The sequence below is a fragment of the Pseudomonas sp. D4002 genome, from assembly GCF_013385665.1.
Classification (GTDB): Bacteria; Pseudomonadota; Gammaproteobacteria; order Pseudomonadales; family Pseudomonadaceae; genus Aquipseudomonas.
This window is the reverse complement of sequence record NZ_JACAPN010000044.1, coordinates 1-20,564: the sequence shown is the minus strand read 5'-3', so window position 1 is coordinate 20,564 and position 20,564 is coordinate 1. Positions and strand designations below refer to the sequence as shown.

General features: G+C 55.4%; 17 protein-coding genes and 4 tRNA genes. All 21 read right to left on the bottom strand.

Annotated features, from left to right (window positions below; genetic code table 11):
* Nucleotides 1–7: 7 nt before the first annotated feature.
* Entirely contained in the window at nt 8–643 is a 636-nt protein-coding gene (gene rplC, locus HX824_RS26780) for a 50S ribosomal protein L3 (protein ID WP_003194649.1), read from the bottom strand.
* 81 nt (nt 644–724) lie between these two features.
* Nucleotides 725–1,036: a 30S ribosomal protein S10 gene (gene rpsJ, locus HX824_RS26775; RefSeq protein ID WP_003210084.1), complete on the bottom strand. Its 312-nt coding sequence runs from the start codon at nt 1,034–1,036 to the stop codon at nt 725–727.
* Between the two features lie 141 nt (nt 1,037–1,177).
* Nucleotides 1,178–2,371: an elongation factor Tu gene (gene tuf, locus HX824_RS26770; RefSeq protein WP_003210085.1), complete on the bottom strand. Its 1,194-nt coding sequence runs from the start codon at nt 2,369–2,371 to the stop codon at nt 1,178–1,180.
* 30 nt (nt 2,372–2,401) lie between these two features.
* On the bottom strand, nt 2,402–4,507 hold the full coding sequence (fusA, locus tag HX824_RS26765) for an elongation factor G (protein WP_003210087.1): 2,106 nt from the start codon (nt 4,505–4,507) through the stop codon (nt 2,402–2,404).
* Between the two features lie 30 nt (nt 4,508–4,537).
* Nucleotides 4,538–5,008 (bottom strand): 30S ribosomal protein S7, encoded by a 471-nt coding sequence (rpsG, locus tag HX824_RS26760; protein ID WP_002555493.1) that lies wholly within the window; start codon nt 5,006–5,008, stop codon nt 4,538–4,540.
* 118 nt (nt 5,009–5,126) lie between these two features.
* The gene (rpsL, locus tag HX824_RS26755; protein WP_002555494.1) at nt 5,127–5,498 is read right to left on the bottom strand and encodes a 30S ribosomal protein S12; all 372 of its coding nucleotides are present in this window, start codon (nt 5,496–5,498) and stop codon (nt 5,127–5,129) included.
* A 216-nt stretch (nt 5,499–5,714) separates the two neighbouring features.
* Nucleotides 5,715–9,914: a DNA-directed RNA polymerase subunit beta' gene (rpoC, locus tag HX824_RS26750; protein WP_003210090.1), complete on the bottom strand. Its 4,200-nt coding sequence runs from the start codon at nt 9,912–9,914 to the stop codon at nt 5,715–5,717.
* Between the two features lie 64 nt (nt 9,915–9,978).
* The gene (gene rpoB, locus HX824_RS26745) at nt 9,979–14,052 is read right to left on the bottom strand and encodes a DNA-directed RNA polymerase subunit beta (protein ID WP_017476319.1); all 4,074 of its coding nucleotides are present in this window, start codon (nt 14,050–14,052) and stop codon (nt 9,979–9,981) included.
* 220 nt (nt 14,053–14,272) lie between these two features.
* Complete coding sequence (gene rplL, locus HX824_RS26740) at nt 14,273–14,638, bottom strand: 50S ribosomal protein L7/L12 (protein ID WP_003210093.1); 366 nt, start codon at nt 14,636–14,638, stop codon at nt 14,273–14,275.
* 78 nt (nt 14,639–14,716) lie between these two features.
* Nucleotides 14,717–15,217 (bottom strand): 50S ribosomal protein L10, encoded by a 501-nt coding sequence (gene rplJ / locus HX824_RS26735; RefSeq protein ID WP_003210095.1) that lies wholly within the window; start codon nt 15,215–15,217, stop codon nt 14,717–14,719.
* A gap of 198 nt (nt 15,218–15,415) precedes the next feature.
* Entirely contained in the window at nt 15,416–16,111 is a 696-nt protein-coding gene (rplA, locus tag HX824_RS26730; protein ID WP_003176434.1) for a 50S ribosomal protein L1, read from the bottom strand.
* Nucleotides 16,111–16,542, bottom strand: coding sequence for a 50S ribosomal protein L11 (rplK, locus tag HX824_RS26725; RefSeq protein WP_003210097.1), 432 nt, complete (start codon nt 16,540–16,542; stop codon nt 16,111–16,113). Before rplK ends, rplA begins: the two co-directional genes overlap by 1 nt.
* Nucleotides 16,543–16,659: 117 nt before the next feature.
* Nucleotides 16,660–17,193: a transcription termination/antitermination protein NusG gene (nusG, locus tag HX824_RS26720; protein ID WP_003176436.1), complete on the bottom strand. Its 534-nt coding sequence runs from the start codon at nt 17,191–17,193 to the stop codon at nt 16,660–16,662.
* Between the two features lie 9 nt (nt 17,194–17,202).
* The gene (gene secE / locus HX824_RS26715) at nt 17,203–17,571 is read right to left on the bottom strand and encodes a preprotein translocase subunit SecE (protein ID WP_003210099.1); all 369 of its coding nucleotides are present in this window, start codon (nt 17,569–17,571) and stop codon (nt 17,203–17,205) included.
* Nucleotides 17,572–17,616: 45 nt separating this feature from the next.
* A tRNA-Trp gene (locus HX824_RS26710) sits at nt 17,617–17,692 on the bottom strand.
* Between the two features lie 163 nt (nt 17,693–17,855).
* Nucleotides 17,856–17,931, bottom strand: a tRNA-Thr gene (locus HX824_RS26705).
* Between the two features lie 26 nt (nt 17,932–17,957).
* Nucleotides 17,958–18,031, bottom strand: a tRNA-Gly gene (locus HX824_RS26700).
* Nucleotides 18,032–18,054: 23 nt separating this feature from the next.
* A tRNA-Tyr gene (locus tag HX824_RS26695) sits at nt 18,055–18,139 on the bottom strand.
* 143 nt (nt 18,140–18,282) lie between these two features.
* Nucleotides 18,283–18,729, bottom strand: a complete 447-nt coding sequence (locus HX824_RS26690) for a hypothetical protein (RefSeq protein WP_087692334.1) — start codon at nt 18,727–18,729, stop codon at nt 18,283–18,285.
* A gap of 7 nt (nt 18,730–18,736) precedes the next feature.
* Nucleotides 18,737–19,486: a pantothenate kinase gene (locus HX824_RS26685; RefSeq protein ID WP_003210103.1), complete on the bottom strand. Its 750-nt coding sequence runs from the start codon at nt 19,484–19,486 to the stop codon at nt 18,737–18,739.
* Nucleotides 19,476–20,435: a bifunctional biotin--[acetyl-CoA-carboxylase] ligase/biotin operon repressor BirA gene (gene birA, locus HX824_RS26680; RefSeq protein ID WP_177055545.1), complete on the bottom strand. Its 960-nt coding sequence runs from the start codon at nt 20,433–20,435 to the stop codon at nt 19,476–19,478. Before birA ends, HX824_RS26685 begins: the two co-directional genes overlap by 11 nt.
* Nucleotides 20,436–20,564: the final 129 nt, after the last annotated feature.

The following is a 20,564-nucleotide window of genomic DNA, read 5'->3' as shown; positions in this document are numbered from 1 at the left end:
CTTCCCCTTAACCGCGAGCCTTGGCCGCTGGACGTACAACCAGGTTGCCGCCAGTAGCGCCAGGAACAGCACCCTTGACCAACAACAGATTGCGTTCAGCGTCGACGCGCACTACTTCGAGGGACTGCACGGTCACGCGCTCAGCGCCCATATGACCGGACATTTTTTTGCCCTTGAATACACGACCAGGAGTCTGGCACTGGCCAATAGAGCCCGGGACGCGGTGGGAAACGGAGTTACCGTGAGTGTTGTCTTGGCCACGGAAATTCCAACGCTTGATCGTACCCTGGAAGCCTTTACCCTTGGACTGACCGGTTACATCAACCAGTTGACCAGCGGCGAAGATTTCAGCGTTGATCAGATCGCCAGCCTGGTAGTCGCCGTCTTCAAGACGGAACTCCATGACAGTACGACCAGCTGCAACGTTTGCTTTAGCGAAGTGACCTGCTTGAGCAGCAGTCACACGCGAAGCACGACGCTCGCCGACAGTGACTTGCACTGCACGATAGCCATCGGTTTCTTCAGTTTTAAACTGGGTGACGCGATTCGGTTCGATCTCAATGACCGTGACCGGAATGGAGACACCTTCTTCGGTGAAAATACGGGTCATACCGCATTTACGACCGACTACACCAATAGTCATGTTGTAAACCTCATGAGTGTACGGGGCTTTCACCCGCTATGGCCGCCCATTTCAGAGCGTTACACGACTAAGACCCAAGTCTTAGCCGAGGCTGATCTGTACTTCCACACCGGCCGCCAGATCAAGCTTCATAAGTGCATCAACGGTTTTATCCGTTGGCAGGACGATGTCCAGCACGCGCTTATGAGTACGGATCTCGTACTGGTCACGCGCGTCTTTGTTGACGTGCGGGGAGACCAGAACGGTGAACCGCTCTTTACGGGTAGGCAGTGGAATTGGACCACGCACTTGAGCACCAGTACGTTTCGCGGTTTCCACGATTTCCTGGGTGGATTGGTCGATCAGTTTGTGGTCAAAAGCCTTCAACCTGATACGAATTTGCTGATTTGCCATTGGATTTCAGACTCCGGCTGCTATTCCCAGCGAGCGCAACACGCCCGTTAAAAGGAGGCGCAATTCTATAGACGCCCCATATGGGTGTCAACTCAATAAAAAAGCCCCCGCTGAGCGGGGGCTTTTTCAAGTCATCACTTATTAAGCGATGATTTTGGCTACGACGCCAGCGCCGACGGTACGACCGCCTTCACGGATAGCGAAACGCAGACCATCTTCCATTGCGATGGTTTTGATCAGGGTGACAACCATTTTGATGTTGTCGCCTGGCATTACCATTTCAACGCCTTCCGGCAGTTCGCAGTTACCGGTCACGTCAGTGGTCCGGAAGTAGAACTGTGGACGGTAGCCTTTGAAGAACGGAGTGTGACGACCGCCTTCTTCTTTGCTCAACACGTACACTTCAGCTTCGAAGGTAGTGTGCGGCTTAACCGAACCTGGCTTGACCAGAACCTGGCCACGCTCAACGTCGTCACGCTTGGTACCACGCAGCAGAACGCCGCAGTTCTCGCCTGCACGACCTTCGTCGAGCAGTTTACGGAACATTTCAACACCGGTGCAGGTGGTGACGGTAGTGTCACGCAGACCAACGATTTCCAGTGGATCTTGAACCTTAACGATACCGCGCTCGATACGACCAGTCACAACAGTACCACGACCGGAGATCGAGAATACGTCTTCGATTGGCATCAGGAACGGCTTGTCGATAACACGAACTGGATCTGGGATGTAGCTGTCCAGAGTCTCAACCAGTTTACGAACGGCAGTGGTGCCCATTTCGTTGTCGTCAAGACCGTCCAGAGCCATACGAGCAGAACCGATGATGATCGGAGTGTCGTCGCCTGGGAAGTCGTAAGTGCTCAGCAGATCGCGCACTTCCATCTCAACCAGTTCCAGCAGCTCAGCGTCGTCTACCAGGTCAGCCTTGTTCAGGAAAACCACGATGTACGGAACGCCTACCTGACGGGACAGCAGGATGTGCTCACGGGTTTGTGGCATCGGACCATCAGCGGCCGAGCAAACCAGGATCGCGCCGTCCATCTGGGCAGCACCGGTGATCATGTTCTTCACATAGTCAGCGTGACCTGGGCAGTCAACGTGAGCGTAGTGACGGATCAGCGAGTTGTATTCAACGTGCGCGGTGTTGATGGTGATACCACGAGCTTTTTCTTCTGGTGCGCTGTCGATCTTGTCGAAGTCAACACGAGCCGAACCGAAAACTTCGGAGCAGACGCGAGTCAGAGCAGCGGTCAGAGTGGTTTTACCGTGGTCAACGTGGCCGATAGTGCCAACGTTTACGTGCGGTAGGGAACGATCAAATTTTTCTTTAGCCACGACAATTAACTCCTTGCCTAAAGGACTGAATCAGCCTTGTTTTTTGGATACAGTTTCAGCGATGTGCGCCGGAGCTGTGTTGTATTTTTTGAATTCCATAGAGTAGCTTGCGCGACCCTGAGACATGGAACGAACGTCGGTCGCATAACCGAACATCTCGCCCAACGGAACCTCGGCACGAATCACTTTGCCGGAAACCGTATCTTCCATACCCAAGATCATGCCGCGACGACGGTTAAGGTCGCCCATCACGTCACCCATGTAGTCTTCAGGCGTAACGACTTCTACTGCCATGATTGGCTCAAGCAACTCACCACCGCCCTTCTGGGCCAGTTGCTTGGTAGCCATGGAAGCAGCCACCTTAAACGCCATCTCGTTGGAGTCGACGTCGTGGTAAGAACCGTCAAAAACGGTCGCCTTCAGGCCGATGAGCGGATAGCCGGCAACAACACCGTTCTTCATCTGCTCTTCGATACCCTTCTGGATAGCCGGGATGTATTCCTTAGGAACAACACCGCCCACTACTTCGTTCACGAATTGCAGACCTTCCTGACCTTCATCAGCAGGAGCAAAACGGATCCAGCAATGGCCGAACTGGCCACGACCGCCGGACTGACGAACGAATTTGCCTTCGATTTCGCAGTTCTTCGTGATGCGCTCACGATAGGAAACCTGAGGCTTACCGATGTTGGCTTCGACGTTGAACTCACGGCGCATCCGGTCAACCAGGATGTCCAGGTGAAGCTCGCCCATGCCGGAGATGATCGTTTGACCAGTCTCTTCATCAGTCTTGACGCGGAAAGATGGATCTTCCTGAGCAAGCTTGCCCAGAGCGATACCCATTTTTTCCTGGTCATCCTTGGTCTTAGGCTCAACGGCAACCGAAATAACCGGCTCCGGGAAGTCCATGCGAACCAGGATGATTGGCTTGGCAGCGTCGCACAAGGTCTCACCAGTGGTGACGTCCTTCATGCCGATCAGGGCCGCGATGTCACCAGCGCGTACTTCCTTGATCTCTTCACGGGCGTTTGCGTGCATTTGCACCATACGACCCACACGCTCTTTCTTGCCTTTAACCGAGTTGATCACGCCGTCGCCGGAGGCCAACACGCCCGAGTAAACGCGGACGAAGGTCAAAGTACCCACGAATGGGTCAGTAGCGATCTTGAACGCCAGAGCCGAGAACGGCTCGCTGTCATCGGCGTGACGCTCCATCTCTTCTTCCTCGTTATCAGGGTTGGTACCCTTGATAGCAGGAATGTCGGTTGGAGCAGGCAGGTAGTCGATAACGGCGTCGAGAACCAGGGGAACACCCTTGTTCTTGAAGGAAGAACCGCAAACAGCCAGAACGATCTCACCAGCGATAGTACGCTGACGCAGAGCGGCCTTGATTTCCACGTTGGTGAGTTCTTCACCTTCGAGGTACTTGTTCATCAGCTCTTCGCTGGCTTCGGCAGCAGCCTCAACCATGTTGTTACGCCACTCGTCAGCCAGCTCCTGCAGTTCTGCAGGGATAGGCTTACGAACAGGAACCATGCCTTTGTCAGCGTCATTCCAGTAAACAGCTTCCATGTTGATCAGATCGATCTGACCCTGGAAGTTGTCTTCGGAACCGATAGCCAACTGGATTGGCACCGGAGTGTGACCCAGACGCTGTTTGATCTGACCGATCACGCGCAGGAAGTTGGCACCAGCACGGTCCATCTTGTTTACGTAAACAAGACGTGGAACGCCGTACTTGTTGGCCTGACGCCATACGGTTTCCGACTGAGGCTCAACACCCGAAGTACCGCAGAACACAACGACAGCGCCGTCGAGTACACGCAGGGAACGCTCAACTTCAATGGTGAAGTCTACGTGGCCCGGGGTATCGATTACGTTGAAGCGGTGCTCGTCCTTGTACTGCTTCTCGGAACCTTTCCAGAAGGCGGTAATAGCAGCAGAAGTAATGGTAATACCACGCTCCTGCTCCTGAACCATCCAGTCTGTGGTCGCGGCGCCGTCATGCACCTCGCCCATTTTGTGACTTTTGCCGGTGTAAAACAGTACGCGCTCGGTGGTGGTGGTTTTACCAGCATCCACGTGAGCAACGATACCGATGTTACGGTAGCGGCTAATCGGAGTAGTACGAGCCATAAAGCCCTCGCAAAATTAGTGAAGCTAGAATTAGAAGCGGTAGTGCGAGAAAGCTTTGTTGGCTTCAGCCATACGGTGCACGTCTTCACGCTTCTTAACAGCAGCACCTTTACCTTCAGCAGCGTCCAACAGTTCGCCAGCCAAACGCAGGGCCATAGACTTCTCGCCGCGCTTACGGGCGAAGTCTACCAACCAGCGCATTGCCAAAGCGTTACGACGGGACGGGCGAACTTCAACCGGAACCTGGTAAGTAGCACCGCCTACACGGCGCGACTTCACTTCGACCAGCGGAGCGATGGCGTCGAGAGCTTTCTCGAAGATTTCCAGGGGGTCGCTGTTCTTGCGTTCTTTAACCTTTTCCAGCGCGCCATAAACGATACGCTCGGCAACGGCTTTCTTGCCGCTTTCCATTACGTGGTTCATGAACTTGGCCAGGATTTGGCTTCCGTATTTTGGATCGTCAAGCACTTCGCGCTTGGCTGCTACGCGTCTTCTTGGCATGGATAAGCCCTCAAACGGTCTTCAGGTTCGCTCGGAATCGGTGCCCTTTCGGGACGCCTCCGACCTTACTCTTATCGACTCAGAAAATAAGATGATTCAGTTTTACAAAAAGCCGCTACTACTTAGGCTTCTTGGTACCGTACTTCGAACGACCCTGGTTACGACCTTTAACGCCGGAAGTATCCAAGGAGCCGCGTACGGTGTGGTAACGAACACCTGGCAAGTCTTTTACACGACCGCCGCGGATCAGTACCACGCTGTGCTCTTGCAGGTTGTGACCTTCACCGCCGATGTACGAGGAAACCTCGAAACCGTTGGTCAGGCGCACACGGCATACTTTACGCAGTGCCGAGTTAGGTTTTTTCGGCGTAGTGGTATACACGCGAGTGCATACGCCACGACGTTGCGGGCAGTTCTGCAGCGCAGGCACGTCGGATTTCTCGACGATACGCTTACGCGGCTGACGTACCAGCTGGTTGATAGTTGCCATCTACTAGCTCCACTGTTGTCTTGCGACGCTATTGTCTTGCAAGAAAAGCAAAATGGCAGGAACGAATTCCCGCCAAATTTAGGGGTACAAGAGTCTAAAGAGGATCTTGTCCCCAGTCAAGGCAAGGCCCCGACCTCCCCTTCCATCGAACCGGGACAAATCTGTCTCGATCCGACGAACGGGGCTGCCAGGGCCCGGTCTTATTTACCGCAGAACTCAGTTACCGCTTGAGTTCAGCGCTTCGGTCAGTGCAGCTTCCACTTCACTGGCGCTTACGCGCAACGGCTTGTCGAGTTCACGGCGACGCTTACGCTCGCTGTGGTAGGCCAAACCGGTACCGGCCGGGATCAGACGACCCACAACCACGTTTTCTTTCAGGCCGCGCAGGTAATCGCGCTTGCCGGTTACCGCTGCTTCGGTCAGTACGCGAGTAGTCTCCTGGAAGGAGGCCGCCGAGATGAACGACTCAGTGGACAACGACGCCTTGGTGATACCCAGCAACACACGAGTGAACTTGGAAACGAATTTCTCGTCGTTCGCCAGGCGCTCGTTCTCTACCAGTACGTGAGTCAGTTCCATCTGGTCGCCCTTGATGAAACTCGAATCGCCGGATTCAGCGATTTCAACTTTACGCAGCATCTGACGCAGGATGGTCTCGATGTGCTTATCGTTGATCTTCACGCCTTGCAGACGGTAAACGTCCTGGATCTCGTTAACGATGTACTTGGCCAGCGCACTCACACCCAGCAGACGCAGGATGTCGTGTGGATCGCTCGGGCCGTCGGAGATAACTTCGCCGCGGTTTACCTGTTCGCCTTCGAAAACGTTCAGGTGACGCCACTTCGGAATCAGCTCTTCGTACGGATCGCTACCGTCGTTCGGGGTGATAACCAGGCGGCGCTTGCCCTTGGTCTCTTTACCGAACGCGATGGTGCCGCTGACTTCAGCCAGAATCGACGCTTCTTTCGGACGACGAGCTTCGAACAAGTCGGCAACACGCGGCAGACCACCGGTGATGTCACGGGTCTTCGAAGTTTCTTGCGGGATACGAGCGATAACATCACCGATCGCGATCTTCGCACCATCCGCAACACCGACCAGGGCGTTGGCTGGCAGGAAGTACTGAGCGATAACGTCAGTGCCTGGCAGCAACAGATCCTTGCCGTTGTCATCAACCATCTTCACGGCAGGACGGATATCTTTGCCTGCAGCTGGACGGTCTTTGGCGTCGAGTACTTCAATGTTGGTCATACCGGTCAATTCGTCAGTCTGACGCTTGATCGTGATGCCTTCTTCCATGCCCACGTAGGTCACGGTACCTTTCATTTCGGTAACGATTGGGTGAGTGTGCGGATCCCACTTGGCCACGATTGCGCCAGCGTCGACCTTGTCACCTTCTTTAACCGAAATCACAGCACCGTACGGCAGCTTGTAACGCTCACGCTCACGACCGTAGTCATCAGCGATTGCCAGCTCACCGGAACGGGACACAGCAACCAGGTGGCCATCCACTCGCTCAACGTGCTTCAGGTTGTGCAGACGGACGGTACCGCCATTCTTCACCTGAACGCTGTCGGCTGCGGAGGTCCGGCTTGCCGCACCACCGATGTGGAACGTACGCATGGTCAGCTGGGTACCTGGCTCACCGATGGACTGGGCAGCGATAACGCCGACCGCTTCACCGATGTTCACCTGGTGACCACGAGCCAAGTCACGGCCGTAGCACTTGGCGCAAATGCCGTAGCGGGTTTCGCAGCTGATCGGCGAGCGAACAATCACTTCGTCGATGCTGTTGAGTTCGATGAACTCGACCCACTTCTCGTCTACCAGGGTGCCGGCAGGAACGATGACTTCCTCGGTACCTGGCTTGAATACGTCACGGGCGATTACTCGACCCAGTACGCGCTCACCCAACGGTTCTACAACGTCGCCGCCTTCGATGTGCGGAGTCATCAGCAGACCGTGTTCGGTGCCGCAGTCAACTTCAGTCACAACCAAGTCTTGCGCAACGTCTACCAGACGACGAGTCAGGTAACCGGAGTTAGCGGTTTTCAACGCGGTATCCGCCAGACCTTTACGAGCACCGTGAGTCGAGATGAAGTACTGAAGTACGCTCAAACCTTCACGGAAGTTCGCAGTAATCGGCGTTTCGATGATGGAACCGTCCGGCTTGGCCATCAGGCCACGCATACCGGCGAGCTGACGGATCTGCGCAGCAGAACCCCGTGCGCCCGAGTCGGCCATCATGTACATCGAGTTGAACGACTCTTGATCGACTTCCACGCCATGACGGTCGATAACACGCTCTTTCGAGAGGTTCGACATCATCGCCTTCGACACTTCGTCGTTGGCCTTGGACCAAAGGTCGATCACTTTGTTGTACTTCTCGCCCTGGGTTACCAGGCCGGAGGCGTACTGGCTTTCGATCTCTTTCACTTCATCGGTGGCAGCACCGATGATGGCGGCTTTCTCGTCCGGGATAACGAAGTCGTTAACACCGATGGAAACGCCGGAAATGGTCGAATAAGCAAAACCGGTGTACATCAACTGGTCAGCGAAGATAACGGTCTCTTTCAAACCAACCACGCGGTAGCACTGGTTGATCAGCTTGGAGATCGCCTTTTTCTTCATTGGCTGGTTGACCACGTCGTACGACAGGCCAGGTGGAACAACCTGGAACAGCAGCGCACGGCCGACAGTGGTGTCGACGATACGGGTGTTCTTGACGCTGCCACCGTCACGATCGTTGATGGTTTCGTGGATGCGGACTTTAACCTTGGCGTGCAGTGCGGCTTCGCCGGCACGGAACACACGGTCAACTTCCTGCAGATCCGCGAACACACGACCTTCGCCCTTGGCGTTGATCGCTTCACGAGTCATGTAGTACAGACCCAATACAACGTCCTGCGACGGAACGATGATTGGCTCACCGTTGGCTGGCGACAGAATGTTGTTGGTCGACATCATCAACGCACGCGCTTCCAGCTGGGCTTCCAGCGTCAGCGGTACGTGCACGGCCATTTGGTCGCCGTCGAAGTCGGCGTTGTACGCAGCACAGACCAGCGGGTGCAGCTGGATAGCCTTACCTTCGATCAGTACTGGCTCAAACGCCTGGATACCCAGACGGTGAAGGGTCGGTGCACGGTTGAGGAGAACCGGGTGTTCACGGATCACTTCAGCGAGAACGTCCCAAACCTCTGGCAGCTCGCGCTCGACCATTTTCTTGGCAGCTTTGATGGTGGTCGCGAGACCACGCATTTCCAGCTTGCCGAAAATGAACGGCTTGAACAGCTCGAGAGCCATCTTCTTCGGCAGACCGCACTGGTGCAGACGCAGGGTCGGGCCTACGGTAATTACCGAACGACCGGAGTAGTCAACACGCTTACCGAGCAAGTTCTGACGGAAACGACCTTGCTTACCCTTGATCATGTCAGCCAGGGATTTCAGAGGACGCTTGTTCGAACCGGTGATAGCGCGGCCACGACGACCGTTGTCGAGCAGGGCATCGACAGCTTCCTGCAACATACGCTTTTCGTTGCGCACGATGATGTCCGGAGCGGACAGGTCGAGCAGACGCTTCAAGCGGTTGTTACGGTTGATCACGCGACGGTACAGGTCGTTGAGGTCGGAAGTCGCGAAGCGACCACCATCCAACGGTACCAGCGGACGCAGGTCTGGCGGCAGAACCGGCAGAACGGTCAGCACCATCCACTCTGGCAAGTTGCCGGAACCCTGGAAGGCTTCCATCAACTTCAGACGCTTGGACAGTTTCTTGATCTTGGTTTCGGAGTTGGTTTGCGGAATTTCTTCACGCAGACGGCCAATCTCGTGTTCCAGGTCGATAGCGTGCAGCAGTTCGCGGACAGCTTCGGCACCCATGCGGGCATCGAAATCGTCGCCGAACTCTTCCAGCGCTTCGAAATACTGCTCGTCGTTCAGCAGCTGACCCTTTTCAAGGGTGGTCATGCCTGGATCGATAACGACATAGCTCTCGAAGTAGAGAACGCGCTCGATATCACGCAGGGTCATGTCCATCAGCAAGCCGATACGGGACGGCAGTGATTTCAGGAACCAGATGTGGGCAACCGGCGAAGCCAGCTCGATGTGCGCCATGCGCTCACGACGAACCTTGGCCAGTGCAACTTCAACGCCGCACTTCTCGCAGATCACACCACGGTGCTTCAAGCGCTTGTACTTACCGCACAGGCACTCGTAATCCTTTACCGGGCCAAAGATCTTGGCGCAGAACAGGCCGTCACGCTCTGGTTTGAACGTACGGTAGTTGATGGTTTCCGGCTTTTTAACTTCACCGAACGACCACGAACGGATCATCTCAGGCGATGCCAACCCAATACGGATGGCGTCGAACTCTTCGACTTGACCCTGGTTTTTCAGCAAATTCAGTAGGTCTTTCAAGGCCTTTCCTCCTGGCGGAGCAGAGAGCGGGCTAAACAACCCCGCTCTCGATTCGCGTCACGTGTTATTCGGTTTCCAGATCGATATCGATGCCGAGGGAACGAATTTCTTTGATCAACACGTTGAAAGACTCGGGCATGCCCGGCTCCATACGGTGATCGCCGTCCACGATGTTTTTGTACATCTTGGTCCGACCGTTCACATCGTCCGACTTCACTGTGAGCATTTCTTGCAGAGTGTAAGCAGCACCGTATGCTTCCAGTGCCCAGACCTCCATCTCCCCGAAACGCTGACCACCGAACTGAGCCTTACCACCCAGCGGCTGCTGGGTAACCAGGCTGTACGAACCGGTAGAACGAGCGTGCATCTTGTCGTCTACCAAGTGGTTCAGCTTCAGCATGTACATGTAGCCAACAGTAACCGGGCGCTCAAACTTGTTGCCGGTACGGCCGTCGAACAGCTGCATCTGGCCGCTTTCTGGCAGGTCTGCCAGTTTCAGCATGGCCTTGATTTCGCTTTCCTTGGCACCGTCGAACACCGGGGTAGCCATTGGAACGCCGCCGCGCAGGTTCTTCGCCAGATCCAGGATTTCCTGGTCGGAGAAGGTGTCCAGTTCTTCGTTGCGACCGCCGATCTCGTTGTAGATCTCGTGCAGGAACTTACGCAGGTCTGCGACCTTGCGCTGCTCTTCGATCATACGGTTGATCTTCTCGCCCAGACCTTTGGCCGCGAGGCCCAGGTGGGTTTCAAGGATCTGACCAACGTTCATACGCGAAGGTACGCCCAACGGGTTGAGGACGACGTCTACCGGGGTGCCATTGGCATCGTGCGGCATGTCTTCAACCGGCATGATCACGGAGACCACACCTTTGTTACCGTGACGACCGGCCATCTTGTCGCCCGGCTGGATGCGGCGACGGATTGCCAGGTAAACCTTGACGATTTTCAGCACGCCTGGAGCCAGGTCATCGCCCTGCTGCAGTTTGCGCTTCTTGTCTTCGAACTTGTCGTCCAGCAGACGGCGACGATCGACGATGTAGGCCTGGGCCTTCTCGAGCTGCTCGTTCAGAGCATCTTCAGCCATGCGCAGTTTGAACCACTGCCCGTGCTCAAGACCGTCGAGTACTTCGTCGGTGATGTCCTGACCTTTCTTCAGACCTGCGCCGCCTTCAGCCTTGTGGCCTACCAGGGCGGAACGCAGACGTTCGAAGGTCGCGCCTTCAACGATACGGAACTCTTCGTTCAGATCCTTGCGGATCTCGTCGAGTTGGGTCTTCTCGATGGACAGCGCACGAGCATCACGCTCAACGCCGTCACGGGTGAAGACCTGTACGTCGATGACAGTGCCCTTGGTACCGGTAGGTACACGCAGGGAAGTGTCTTTAACGTCGCTGGCTTTTTCACCGAAGATGGCACGCAACAGCTTCTCTTCCGGAGTCAGTTGGGTCTCGCCTTTCGGAGTGACCTTACCTACCAGAATGTCGCCTGCGCCAACTTCAGCACCTACGTAAACGATACCGGCTTCGTCCAGCTTGTTCAGTGCAGCTTCACCCACGTTCGGGATGTCTGCAGTGATTTCCTCTGGCCCAAGCTTGGTGTCACGCGCCACACAGGTCAGTTCCTGAATGTGGATCGTGGTGAAGCGATCTTCCTGAACCACACGCTCGGACAGGCAGATGGAGTCTTCGAAGTTGTAACCGTTCCAGGCCATGAACGCGATGCGCATGTTCTGACCCAGTGCCAGCTCACCCATATCGGTGGACGGACCGTCTGCCATGATGTCGCTGCGCTGAACCCGATCACCCTTGCTGACCAGCGGACGCTGGTTGATGCAGGTGTTCTGGTTGGAGCGGGTGTATTTGGTCAGGTTGTAGATGTCGACACCGGCTTCGCCAGTTTCAACTTCGTCATCGGCAACACGAACCACGATACGGCTGGCATCAACGGAGTCGATCACGCCGCCACGACGAGCCACGACGCAAACGCCGGAGTCACGGGCTACGTTACGCTCCATGCCGGTACCTACCAGCGGCTTGTCAGCGCGCAGGGTCGGTACAGCTTGACGCTGCATGTTGGAACCCATCAACGCACGGTTGGCGTCATCGTGCTCCAGGAACGGGATCAGCGACGCTGCAACCGAAACTACCTGCTTCGGCGATACGTCCATCAAGGTGACGTCTTCCGGCGCCTTGACGGTGAACTCGTTCAAGTGACGAACAGCTACCAGCTCGTCGATCAGCATTTTCTTGTCGTTCATCGTGGCCGAAGCCTGAGCGATCACGTGATCAGCTTCTTCGATGGCGGACAGGAACACGATCTCGTCGGTGACCAGTGCGTCTTTCACCACGCGGTACGGGCTCTCGAGGAAGCCGTACTGGTTGGTGCGCGCATAGGCAGCCAGGGAGTTGATCAGGCCGATGTTCGGACCTTCCGGCGTTTCAATCGGGCATACACGACCGTAGTGAGTCGGGTGTACGTCACGGACTTCAAAGCCTGCACGCTCACGAGTCAGACCGCCCGGGCCCAGTGCGGAAACACGGCGCTTGTGGGTGATCTCGGAGAGCGGGTTGTTCTGGTCCATGAACTGCGAGAGCTGGCTGGAACCGAAGAACTCTTTCACCGCCGCAGCCACTGGCTTGGCGTTGATCAGGTCTTGCGGCATCAGGCCTTCGCTTTCGGCCATCGACAGACGCTCTTTGACCGCACGCTCAACACGTACCAGGCCAACGCGGAACTGGTTCTCGGCCATTTCGCCTACGCAGCGAACACGACGGTTACCCAGGTGGTCGATGTCATCGACGATGCCTTTGCCGTTACGGATGTCGACCAGGGTCTTCAGTACCGCGACGATGTCTTCCTTGCACAGCACGCCCGAACCTTCGATCTCGGTACGACCGATACGACGGTTGAACTTCATCCGGCCGACCGCAGACAGGTCATAGCGCTCAGGGCTGAAGAACAGGTTGTTGAACAGGGTCTCGGCAGCGTCTTTGGTTGGTGGCTCGCCAGGACGCATCATGCGATAGATCTCGACCAGCGCTTCCAATTGGTTGCTGGTGGAGTCGATCTTCAGGGTGTCGGAGACGAACGGGCCGCAGTCGATGTCATTGGTGTACAGGGTCTCGATGCGAACAACCTGGGACTTGGCGATTTTCGCCAGGATCTCGGTGTTCAGCTCGGTGTTGCATTCAGCCAGGATTTCGCCGGTGGCCGGGTGCACGATGACCTTGGCGGTGGTGCGACCCAGGACGTAGTCCAGAGGCACTTCCAGCGTCTTGATACCGGCTTTTTCGATCTGGTTGATGTGGCGCGCGGTAATACGGCGGCCGGCTTCAACGATGACCTTGCCTTTTTCGTCCTGGATGTCCAGAACGGCAATCTCACCACGCAGGCGCTGAGGCACCAGTTCCAGGCTGAGGGTTTCGCCGCTCAGGTGGAACACGTTAGTGGTGTAGAAAGCGTCCAGCACTTGCTCAGTGGTATAGCCGAGCGCGCGCAGCAGTACCGAGGCCGGCAGCTTGCGACGACGGTCGATACGCACGAACACGCAGTCTTTCGGGTCGAACTCGAAGTCCAACCACGAACCGCGGTACGGAATGATCCGCGCGGAGTACAGGAGCTTGCCGGAGCTGTGCGTCTTGCCGCGGTCGTGGTCAAAGAACACGCCCGGGGAACGGTGCAGCTGGGAAACGATAACGCGCTCGGTACCGTTGATAACGAAGGTACCGTTCTCAGTCATCAGGGGGATTTCACCCATGTAGACTTCTTGCTCTTTGATGTCCTTGATCGCTTTGTTCGACGACTCTTTGTCGAAGATGATCAGACGGACTTTTACCCGCAAAGGTACGGCGTACGTAACACCGCGCAACACGCATTCTTTGACATCAAATGCCGGTTCGCCCAGGCGATAACCGACGTACTCCAGCGCAGCATTGCCGGAGTAGCTGATGATCGGGAAAACGGATTTGAAGGCCGCATGCAGGCCCACGTCGCGGAACTGATCTTTGGTCGCTCCCGCCTGCAAGAATTCACGATACGAATCCAGCTGGATAGCCAGAAGGTACGGGACATCCATGACGTCCGGCAACTTGCTAAAGTCCTTGCGGATACGTTTTTTCTCAGTATATGAGTAAGCCATCAGCGTTCCCCAGCTTGGTCACCTGCTTGTTTGGCCCCTCCCGACGGGAGCAGCCAGAAAATCTTGCAAACCCCATGGTTTGCGCCACCGCATCGGGTGGTTACAGCGCGTTATAGGCGACGACCGAGTCGATTGCCAATAACGGAAAAAGGCCGGTGGCAAGAGCCACCAGCCATCAGCCTTCAGCTTAACGCTTGGGCTGGAGACGCAAGGTCGATGCTTACTTCAGCTCGACTTTAGCGCCTGCTTCTTCCAGCACTGCTTTAGCTTTGTCAGCTGCGTCTTTCGACACTGCTTCCAGAACCTGGGCAGGGGCGCCGTCAACTACTGCCTTGGCTTCTTTCAGGCCCAGACCGGTCAGTTCACGTACTGCCTTGATCACGTTTACTTTCTTCTCGCCAGCTTCCAGCAGCATGACGTTGAATTCGGTTTGCTCTTCAGCAGCAACAGCGGCAACAGCTGGGCCAGCCGAAGCAGCGGCAGCGGAAACACCGAATTTTTCTTCGAAAGCTTTGATCAGCTCAACAACCTGCAGAACCGACATTTCAGCTACGGCGTTGAGGATATCGTCTTGGGAGATAGACATTGCTGTAATTCCTGAATTGGGGGACGGCCTACGCGGCCATCGAAATAAACAAAAATACGCGAGAGGAGATGCTCAGCCTTAGGCTGCGGCAGCTTCTTTTTGCTCGCGAACTGCGGCCAGAGTACGAGCCAACTTGCTGGTAGCGCCTTGAATCACGCTCATCAGCTGAGAAATAGCTTCGTTACGGGTCGGCAGTGTTGCCAGTACGTCGATTTGGTTAGCTGCGAGGAACTTGCCCTCGAACGCAGCTGCCTTGATCTCGAACTTATCCTGACCCTTGGCGAATTCCTTGAACAAACGGGCAGCAGCGCCAGGATGTTCCTTGGAGAACGCAATCAGGGTCGGGCCAGTGAACACGTCGTTGAGGACACTGTATTCAGTGTCAGCAACAGCGCGCTTGAGCAGGGTGTTACGTACAACACGTACGTATACGCCAGCTTCACGAGCCTCTTTACGGAGTCCGGTCATAGCGCTTACTGTCACACCACGGGCATCAGCCACGACAGCGGACAGAGCAGCTTTGGCAGCCTCGTTGACTTCAGCGACGATGGCCTTCTTGTCTTCGAGATTAATTGCCACGGGTTTAACTCCTGCTTGTTACCGTTTCATCTGGCCTGGGCCGGATGTCGTTTTGGTGTCTGATTCGGTAAGGAACCGGGAGCACCATCTGCGTAGGCTTGTGGTTTAAGACTTGCGTCGCCTACGGTCTTGGATAGCCCCCGCCAGGCAGGGACCCCAATCTTTCAATTGGCGCAATTACTTGCGCCAATTTGTGTCTTATACGTCCAGCGAGCCTTGGTCGATGACCAGACCTGGGCCCATAGTGGTGCTCAGGGTAACGCGCTTGACGTAGATACCTTTCGAGGAAGCTGGCTTGATACGCTTCAGATCAGCGATCAGGGCTTCAACGTTTTCCTTCAGCTTGACGGCATCAAAGCCGACTTTGCCAACGGAGGTGTGAATGATGCCGTTTTTGTCGGTGCGATAACGAACCTGACCAGCCTTGGCGTTTTTAACCGCGGTAGCTACGTCTGGAGTCACGGTGCCGACTTTAGGGTTAGGCATCAGACCACGTGGACCAAGGATCTGACCCAGCTGACCTACAACGCGCATTGCATCCGGGGAAGCAATTACGACGTCATAGTTCAGGTCGCCGCCTTTCATTTCGGCAGCCAGGTCGTCCATGCCAACGCGATCGGCGCCGGCGGCCAGAGCAGCTTCAGCTGCTGGGCCTTGGGTGAAGACAGCTACACGTACGGTCTTGCCAGTACCGTGTGGCAGCACAGTAGCGCTACGAACGACCTGGTCGGATTTACGTGGGTCAACGCCCAGGTTTACAGCAACGTCAACAGACTCGCTGAACTTGACAGTCGACAGCTCGGTCAGCAGAGCAGCAGCGTCTACAAAATTGTAGGACTTGCCCGCTTCGATTTTGCCGGCGATAGCCTTTTGGCGCTTGGTCAGCTTAGCCATTACACACCCTCCACGTTAAGGCCCATGCTACGAGCAGAACCGGCGATGGTACGCACGGCTGCATCCATATCAGCTGCAGTCAGATCCGCGTTTTTGGTTTTCGCGATTTCTTCCAGCTGAGCACGGGTCACGGTGCCAACCTTAACGGTGTTAGGACGAGCGGAACCGCTAGTCAGACCAGCAGCTTTCTTCAACAGAACCGAAGCCGGGGTCGACTTGGTTTCGAAGGTGAAGCTACGGTCGCTGTATACAGTGATGATCACTGGAGTCGGCAGACCTGGCTCAATACCCTGAGTACGGGCGTTGAAGGCCTTGCAGAATTCCATGATGTTCACGCCGTGCTGACCCAGAGCTGGACCAACAGGTGGGCTTGGGTTGGCCTGAGCGGCCTTCACTTGCAGCTTGATGTAAGCGGTAATCTTCTTGGCCATGAGGCACTCCAATTACGGGTTCGAACGCCTCGAAAGGCTCCCCGGTTACTTGCGCGTTTATCCCAGTGACGACAAAACCCCACAGCCTAAGGCTGCGGGGTTGGGATGCTTGCTCAGCTAGACTTTTTCGACCTGGCTGAACTCTAGCTCTACCGGAGTAGAGCGACCGAAAATGAGCACTGCCACTTGGATCCGGCTCTTTTCGTAGTTAACTTCTTCGACGGTGCCGTTAAAATCAGCGAACGGACCATCTGTGACACGAACAACCTCACCCGGCTCGAACAACGTCTTCGGCTTGGGCTTGTCGCTACCATCAGCAACGCGACGCAGAATTGCTTCTGCTTCTTTGTCAGTGATCGGAGCAGGCTTATCAGCGGTACCGCCGATGAAACCCATGACGCGAGGAGTGTCCTTGACCAAGTGCCAAGTACCCTCATTCATGTCCATTTGAACCAGCACGTAGCCAGGGAAGAACTTACGTTCGCTTTTGCGTTTCTGGCCATTACGCATTTCAACCACTTCTTCAGTGGGAACCAGAATTTCGCCGAAGCCATCTTCCATGCCTGCCAGCTTTACGCGCTCTAGCAAAGAGCGCATGACATGCTTCTCGTAACCCGAGTAAGCATGCACAACGTACCAACGCTTAGCCACGGGACACCCTTAGCCAACAATCAAGGAAACAAGCCAGCCGAGCAGGGAATCAAGCCCCCACAACAGCAACGCCATAACCAGAACAACAGCCACCACGATCAACGTGGTCTGCGTGGTTTCTTGGCGAGTCGGCCAAACGACTTTACGGATCTCGGTACGAGCTTCCTTCACCAGGACCGCAAACGACTTGCCTTTTGCAGTCTGCAGGCCAACAAAGGCAGCAACAGCAGCAAGGGCGAGCAATGCGAGGACACGGTACAGGATTGGCGACCCAGAGTAGTACTGGTTACCAACAACGCCTACAACCACAACAGCGACTACTACAAGCCACTTGAGCAGATCGAAGCGAGAGCCTTGAGCTTCAGCCTTAGGAGTCATCTATGAAGATCCTGTGAAAAGAAAGCCAGACACACCAAGTGAATCTGGCAGGTCAGGAGGGAATCGAACCCCCAACCTACGGTTTTGGAGACCGTCGCTCTGCCAATTGAGCTACTGACCTAAAACAAAATCAGGCCGACAATTATGCCGATCTGAAAAAGACTTTACAACAACAAACCCCTGCAGACCTGAAACCTACCCAAACAAAACAGCAAGAGAGGGCACATTCAACCGGAGGCAGCTGTTAAAACAAAGGCAGATATTTTCATATCTGCCTTGTTATATGGAGCTCTTGAGCGGATTTGAACCGCTGACCTCACCCTTACCAAGGGTGTGCTCTACCAACTGAGCTACAAGAGCGAAACAACTTGCACAACCTGCAAACTTGGAGCGGGTAGCGGGAATCGAACCCGCATCATCAGCTTGGAAGGCTGAGGTTCTACCACTAAACTATACCCGCGGAGCTTGCAGCTCACGCTAAAATGGTGGAGGGGGAAGGATTCGAACCTTCGAAGTCGTAGACGTCAGATTTACAGTCTGATCCCTTTGGCCGCTCGGGAACCCCTCCTAAGCGAGCCGGCATTCTACATCATGCCAGCCTTCTGTCAAGCATTTTCTCATTAAAAAATATGAGGTTAGCTGCGTTGACCTTCACTTCACCCTGTCGACCTAGAAGGTCTTCACTGCGAAGCGGGCGCCATTCTATGCAAACTATTCGAAGGTTGCAATGCCTTCGCACGGCATTATTTTATGTTTTAACTCATTGAATTCATTAGCAAGGTTTTCAAAGGGCAGATCATCGGCCAGACGCCTGCTTTCAGGGGCCACTCGCAGCCAGTATCCCGACGCATCAGGCAGGTTCAGAGACTGCAGCCTGACCTTGATATCCAGGCTGGTGAGGCGCTGCTCAACGGACTGAGCCTCTTTCTGATCAGGCAAACCGCCGATATACAAGCACGTCGCCTGCGCATCAGGCGCTTTTGCCCTGTCTCGCCGAACCATCGCATCAGCCGATTCGCTCAACAGGCGGATATCTTGCTGAGAACCACGATAGAGAGCCAAAGGCGTGACATCTTTAGCGCGCAGAGGGGCCTCCTGCTGATGCCAGATGTAATAGAAGACATTGAGGACCAGCAAAAGCAGAAACAGCCAACGCATAAAAACCTCAGGACAAAGGGCACGCCATCGCCAAGCCAACAAAAACCAGATCAGGGACAAGCCTACCGTGAGGCACAGCGTCAGCCACGAGCTCAGCGTCCCCACCGGTAAGGAAGACGGTAAAATCGCTCCCCCAATAGCTTCGAGCCAACTCCAGCTGGGTCAACACAAAGCCCCTCAGCATCAGCGTACAGCCGCGCTCTACCGCCTCCACAGTTGTGCGCCCTGGAGACAGCGCCTCAAGAGCCCGTTCAGCGGCGATATCGTCATAGCGTATTTTGCGGGTATGTGTTCGAAGCTGATTACGCATCAGCGGCATCCCCGGACAAATGAAACCGCCGAGATGCTCACCGTCTGCGGAAATGAAGTCTGCTGTTGCGGCGGTGCCAAAATCGAGCACCAGGCACGCGCCCGACGCCAGCTGAAACCCACCCAGCATCGCGAGCCAACGATCCAGTCCCAGGCGCTCGAAATCTTCGTACCCGTTCCGCACCCCACCCATCTGCCTCGCCGAAGCAGCACACAGCACCTTGACGCCAAATGCCTCGACCAGGGTAGCGACCAGTTGACTTGTCTCATCCGAAGCGCGAACACTCACCAGCCGGCAGTGTTTTAACGCGAGCCCCGTGAGCGCGAACAGGCTGTCGATCAGCGAGGCATCCGACCCAACGACACCTTCGGCAAAGATACGAGCCTTATCCGACTCAAGTACCCGCCATTTGATAAAGCTATTCCCACAGTCGAGCTCAAGAATCATCACGCAACCTCAGGCTTAGCTCACCACCGCTATATACTTTCTCAACACCATCCACGCTCAACCGCAATGCACCTTGCCCATCGACCCCCAGCACCACGCCGTCAATCCGGTTCACGCCCGCGATGAGCGATACAGGCCGGCCCTGCCATAAATGGCTTTGCTCCCACTCACCCTGAATTGCCGAAAAGCCAGATGCCTGGTGACGCTCAAGATAAGCCTGCAGCTGCACTCCAAGACGCGCTACCAGGTAGTTGCGATCAACAGCACTGCCGCTCTCCAACTGTACGGAGCTCCATTGCTGATCGACCTCATCCGCCTTCTGCATGTTCACGTTGATGCCGATACCAATAACGACGTGACAGACGTCAGCGGGATCCCCGACCAGTTCCAGGAGAATTCCGGCGATTTTTTTTTGCCCGACCAAAACGTCATTTGGCCACTTCAACCCTGCACCACGAACACCCGCGTCGCGCAGCGCCTGCATAACTGCAAGTCCGACCACCAGGCTTAGCCCTTCCAACTGACGCATGCCGCCTTCGATCCGCATCACAAGGCTGTAGTAGACGTTTTGAGCGAAAGGACTGACCCACTTTCGTCCGCGCCTTCCCCTGCCTGCAGTTTGCTGTTCTGAAAGCACAAGAAATGGCGCAGTGCGACCCGATTCAATCAGCCGCAATGCCTCGGCATTGGTAGAGTCAATGGAGTCAGAGATATGAACAGGCCATGCGGGAACAGGTACATGCCGAGCTATTTCATCGGCACTTAACAGTATCAGGGGCGCAGCCAACTGATACCCCCTGCCGCGCACTTTATGGATAGGTAGACCCAATTCCGCCTCGAGATGCTGAAGCTGCTTCCATACAGCACTGCGACTGACACCCAAGGCAGCACCGAGCGCCTCCCCGGAGTGGAATCGGCCATCTTTTAGAAGTTTCAACAACGTCAGCATGCAGGTCTCGCCTCACAATGAGGCACGCATGATAGCCATGCATTAGGCCATTGCATAGAAAGGCAGGACGTTAGCATTGAAGATGCTTGAAATTCGACCGCCCAAATTTTCCGACCGCGCAAAACAAAA

Excerpts from the sequence above, each read along its gene's own strand:
- rplC (WP_003194649.1), bottom strand. The coding sequence starts at position 643 with ATGACTATTGGTGTAGTCGGTCGTAAATGCGGTATGACCCGTATTTTC.
- rpsJ (WP_003210084.1), bottom strand. The coding sequence starts at position 1,036 with ATGGCAAATCAGCAAATTCGTATCAGGTTGAAGGCTTTTGACCACAAA.
- fusA (WP_003210087.1), bottom strand. The coding sequence starts at position 4,507 with ATGGCTCGTACTACTCCGATTAGCCGCTACCGTAACATCGGTATCGTT.
- rpsG (WP_002555493.1), bottom strand. The coding sequence starts at position 5,008 with ATGCCAAGAAGACGCGTAGCAGCCAAGCGCGAAGTGCTTGACGATCCA.
- rpsL (WP_002555494.1), bottom strand. The coding sequence starts at position 5,498 with ATGGCAACTATCAACCAGCTGGTACGTCAGCCGCGTAAGCGTATCGTC.
- rpoB (WP_017476319.1), bottom strand. The coding sequence starts at position 14,052 with ATGGCTTACTCATATACTGAGAAAAAACGTATCCGCAAGGACTTTAGC.
- rplL (WP_003210093.1), bottom strand. The coding sequence starts at position 14,638 with ATGTCTATCTCCCAAGACGATATCCTCAACGCCGTAGCTGAAATGTCG.
- rplA (WP_003176434.1), bottom strand. The coding sequence starts at position 16,111 with ATGGCTAAGCTGACCAAGCGCCAAAAGGCTATCGCCGGCAAAATCGAA.
- rplK (WP_003210097.1), bottom strand. The coding sequence starts at position 16,542 with ATGGCCAAGAAGATTACCGCTTACATCAAGCTGCAAGTGAAGGCCGCT.
- secE (WP_003210099.1), bottom strand. The coding sequence starts at position 17,571 with ATGACTCCTAAGGCTGAAGCTCAAGGCTCTCGCTTCGATCTGCTCAAG.
- HX824_RS26690 (WP_087692334.1), bottom strand. The coding sequence starts at position 18,729 with ATGCGTTGGCTGTTTCTGCTTTTGCTGGTCCTCAATGTCTTCTATTAC.
- HX824_RS26685 (WP_003210103.1), bottom strand. The coding sequence starts at position 19,486 with ATGATTCTTGAGCTCGACTGTGGGAATAGCTTTATCAAATGGCGGGTA.
- birA (WP_177055545.1), bottom strand. The coding sequence starts at position 20,435 with ATGCTGACGTTGTTGAAACTTCTAAAAGATGGCCGATTCCACTCCGGG.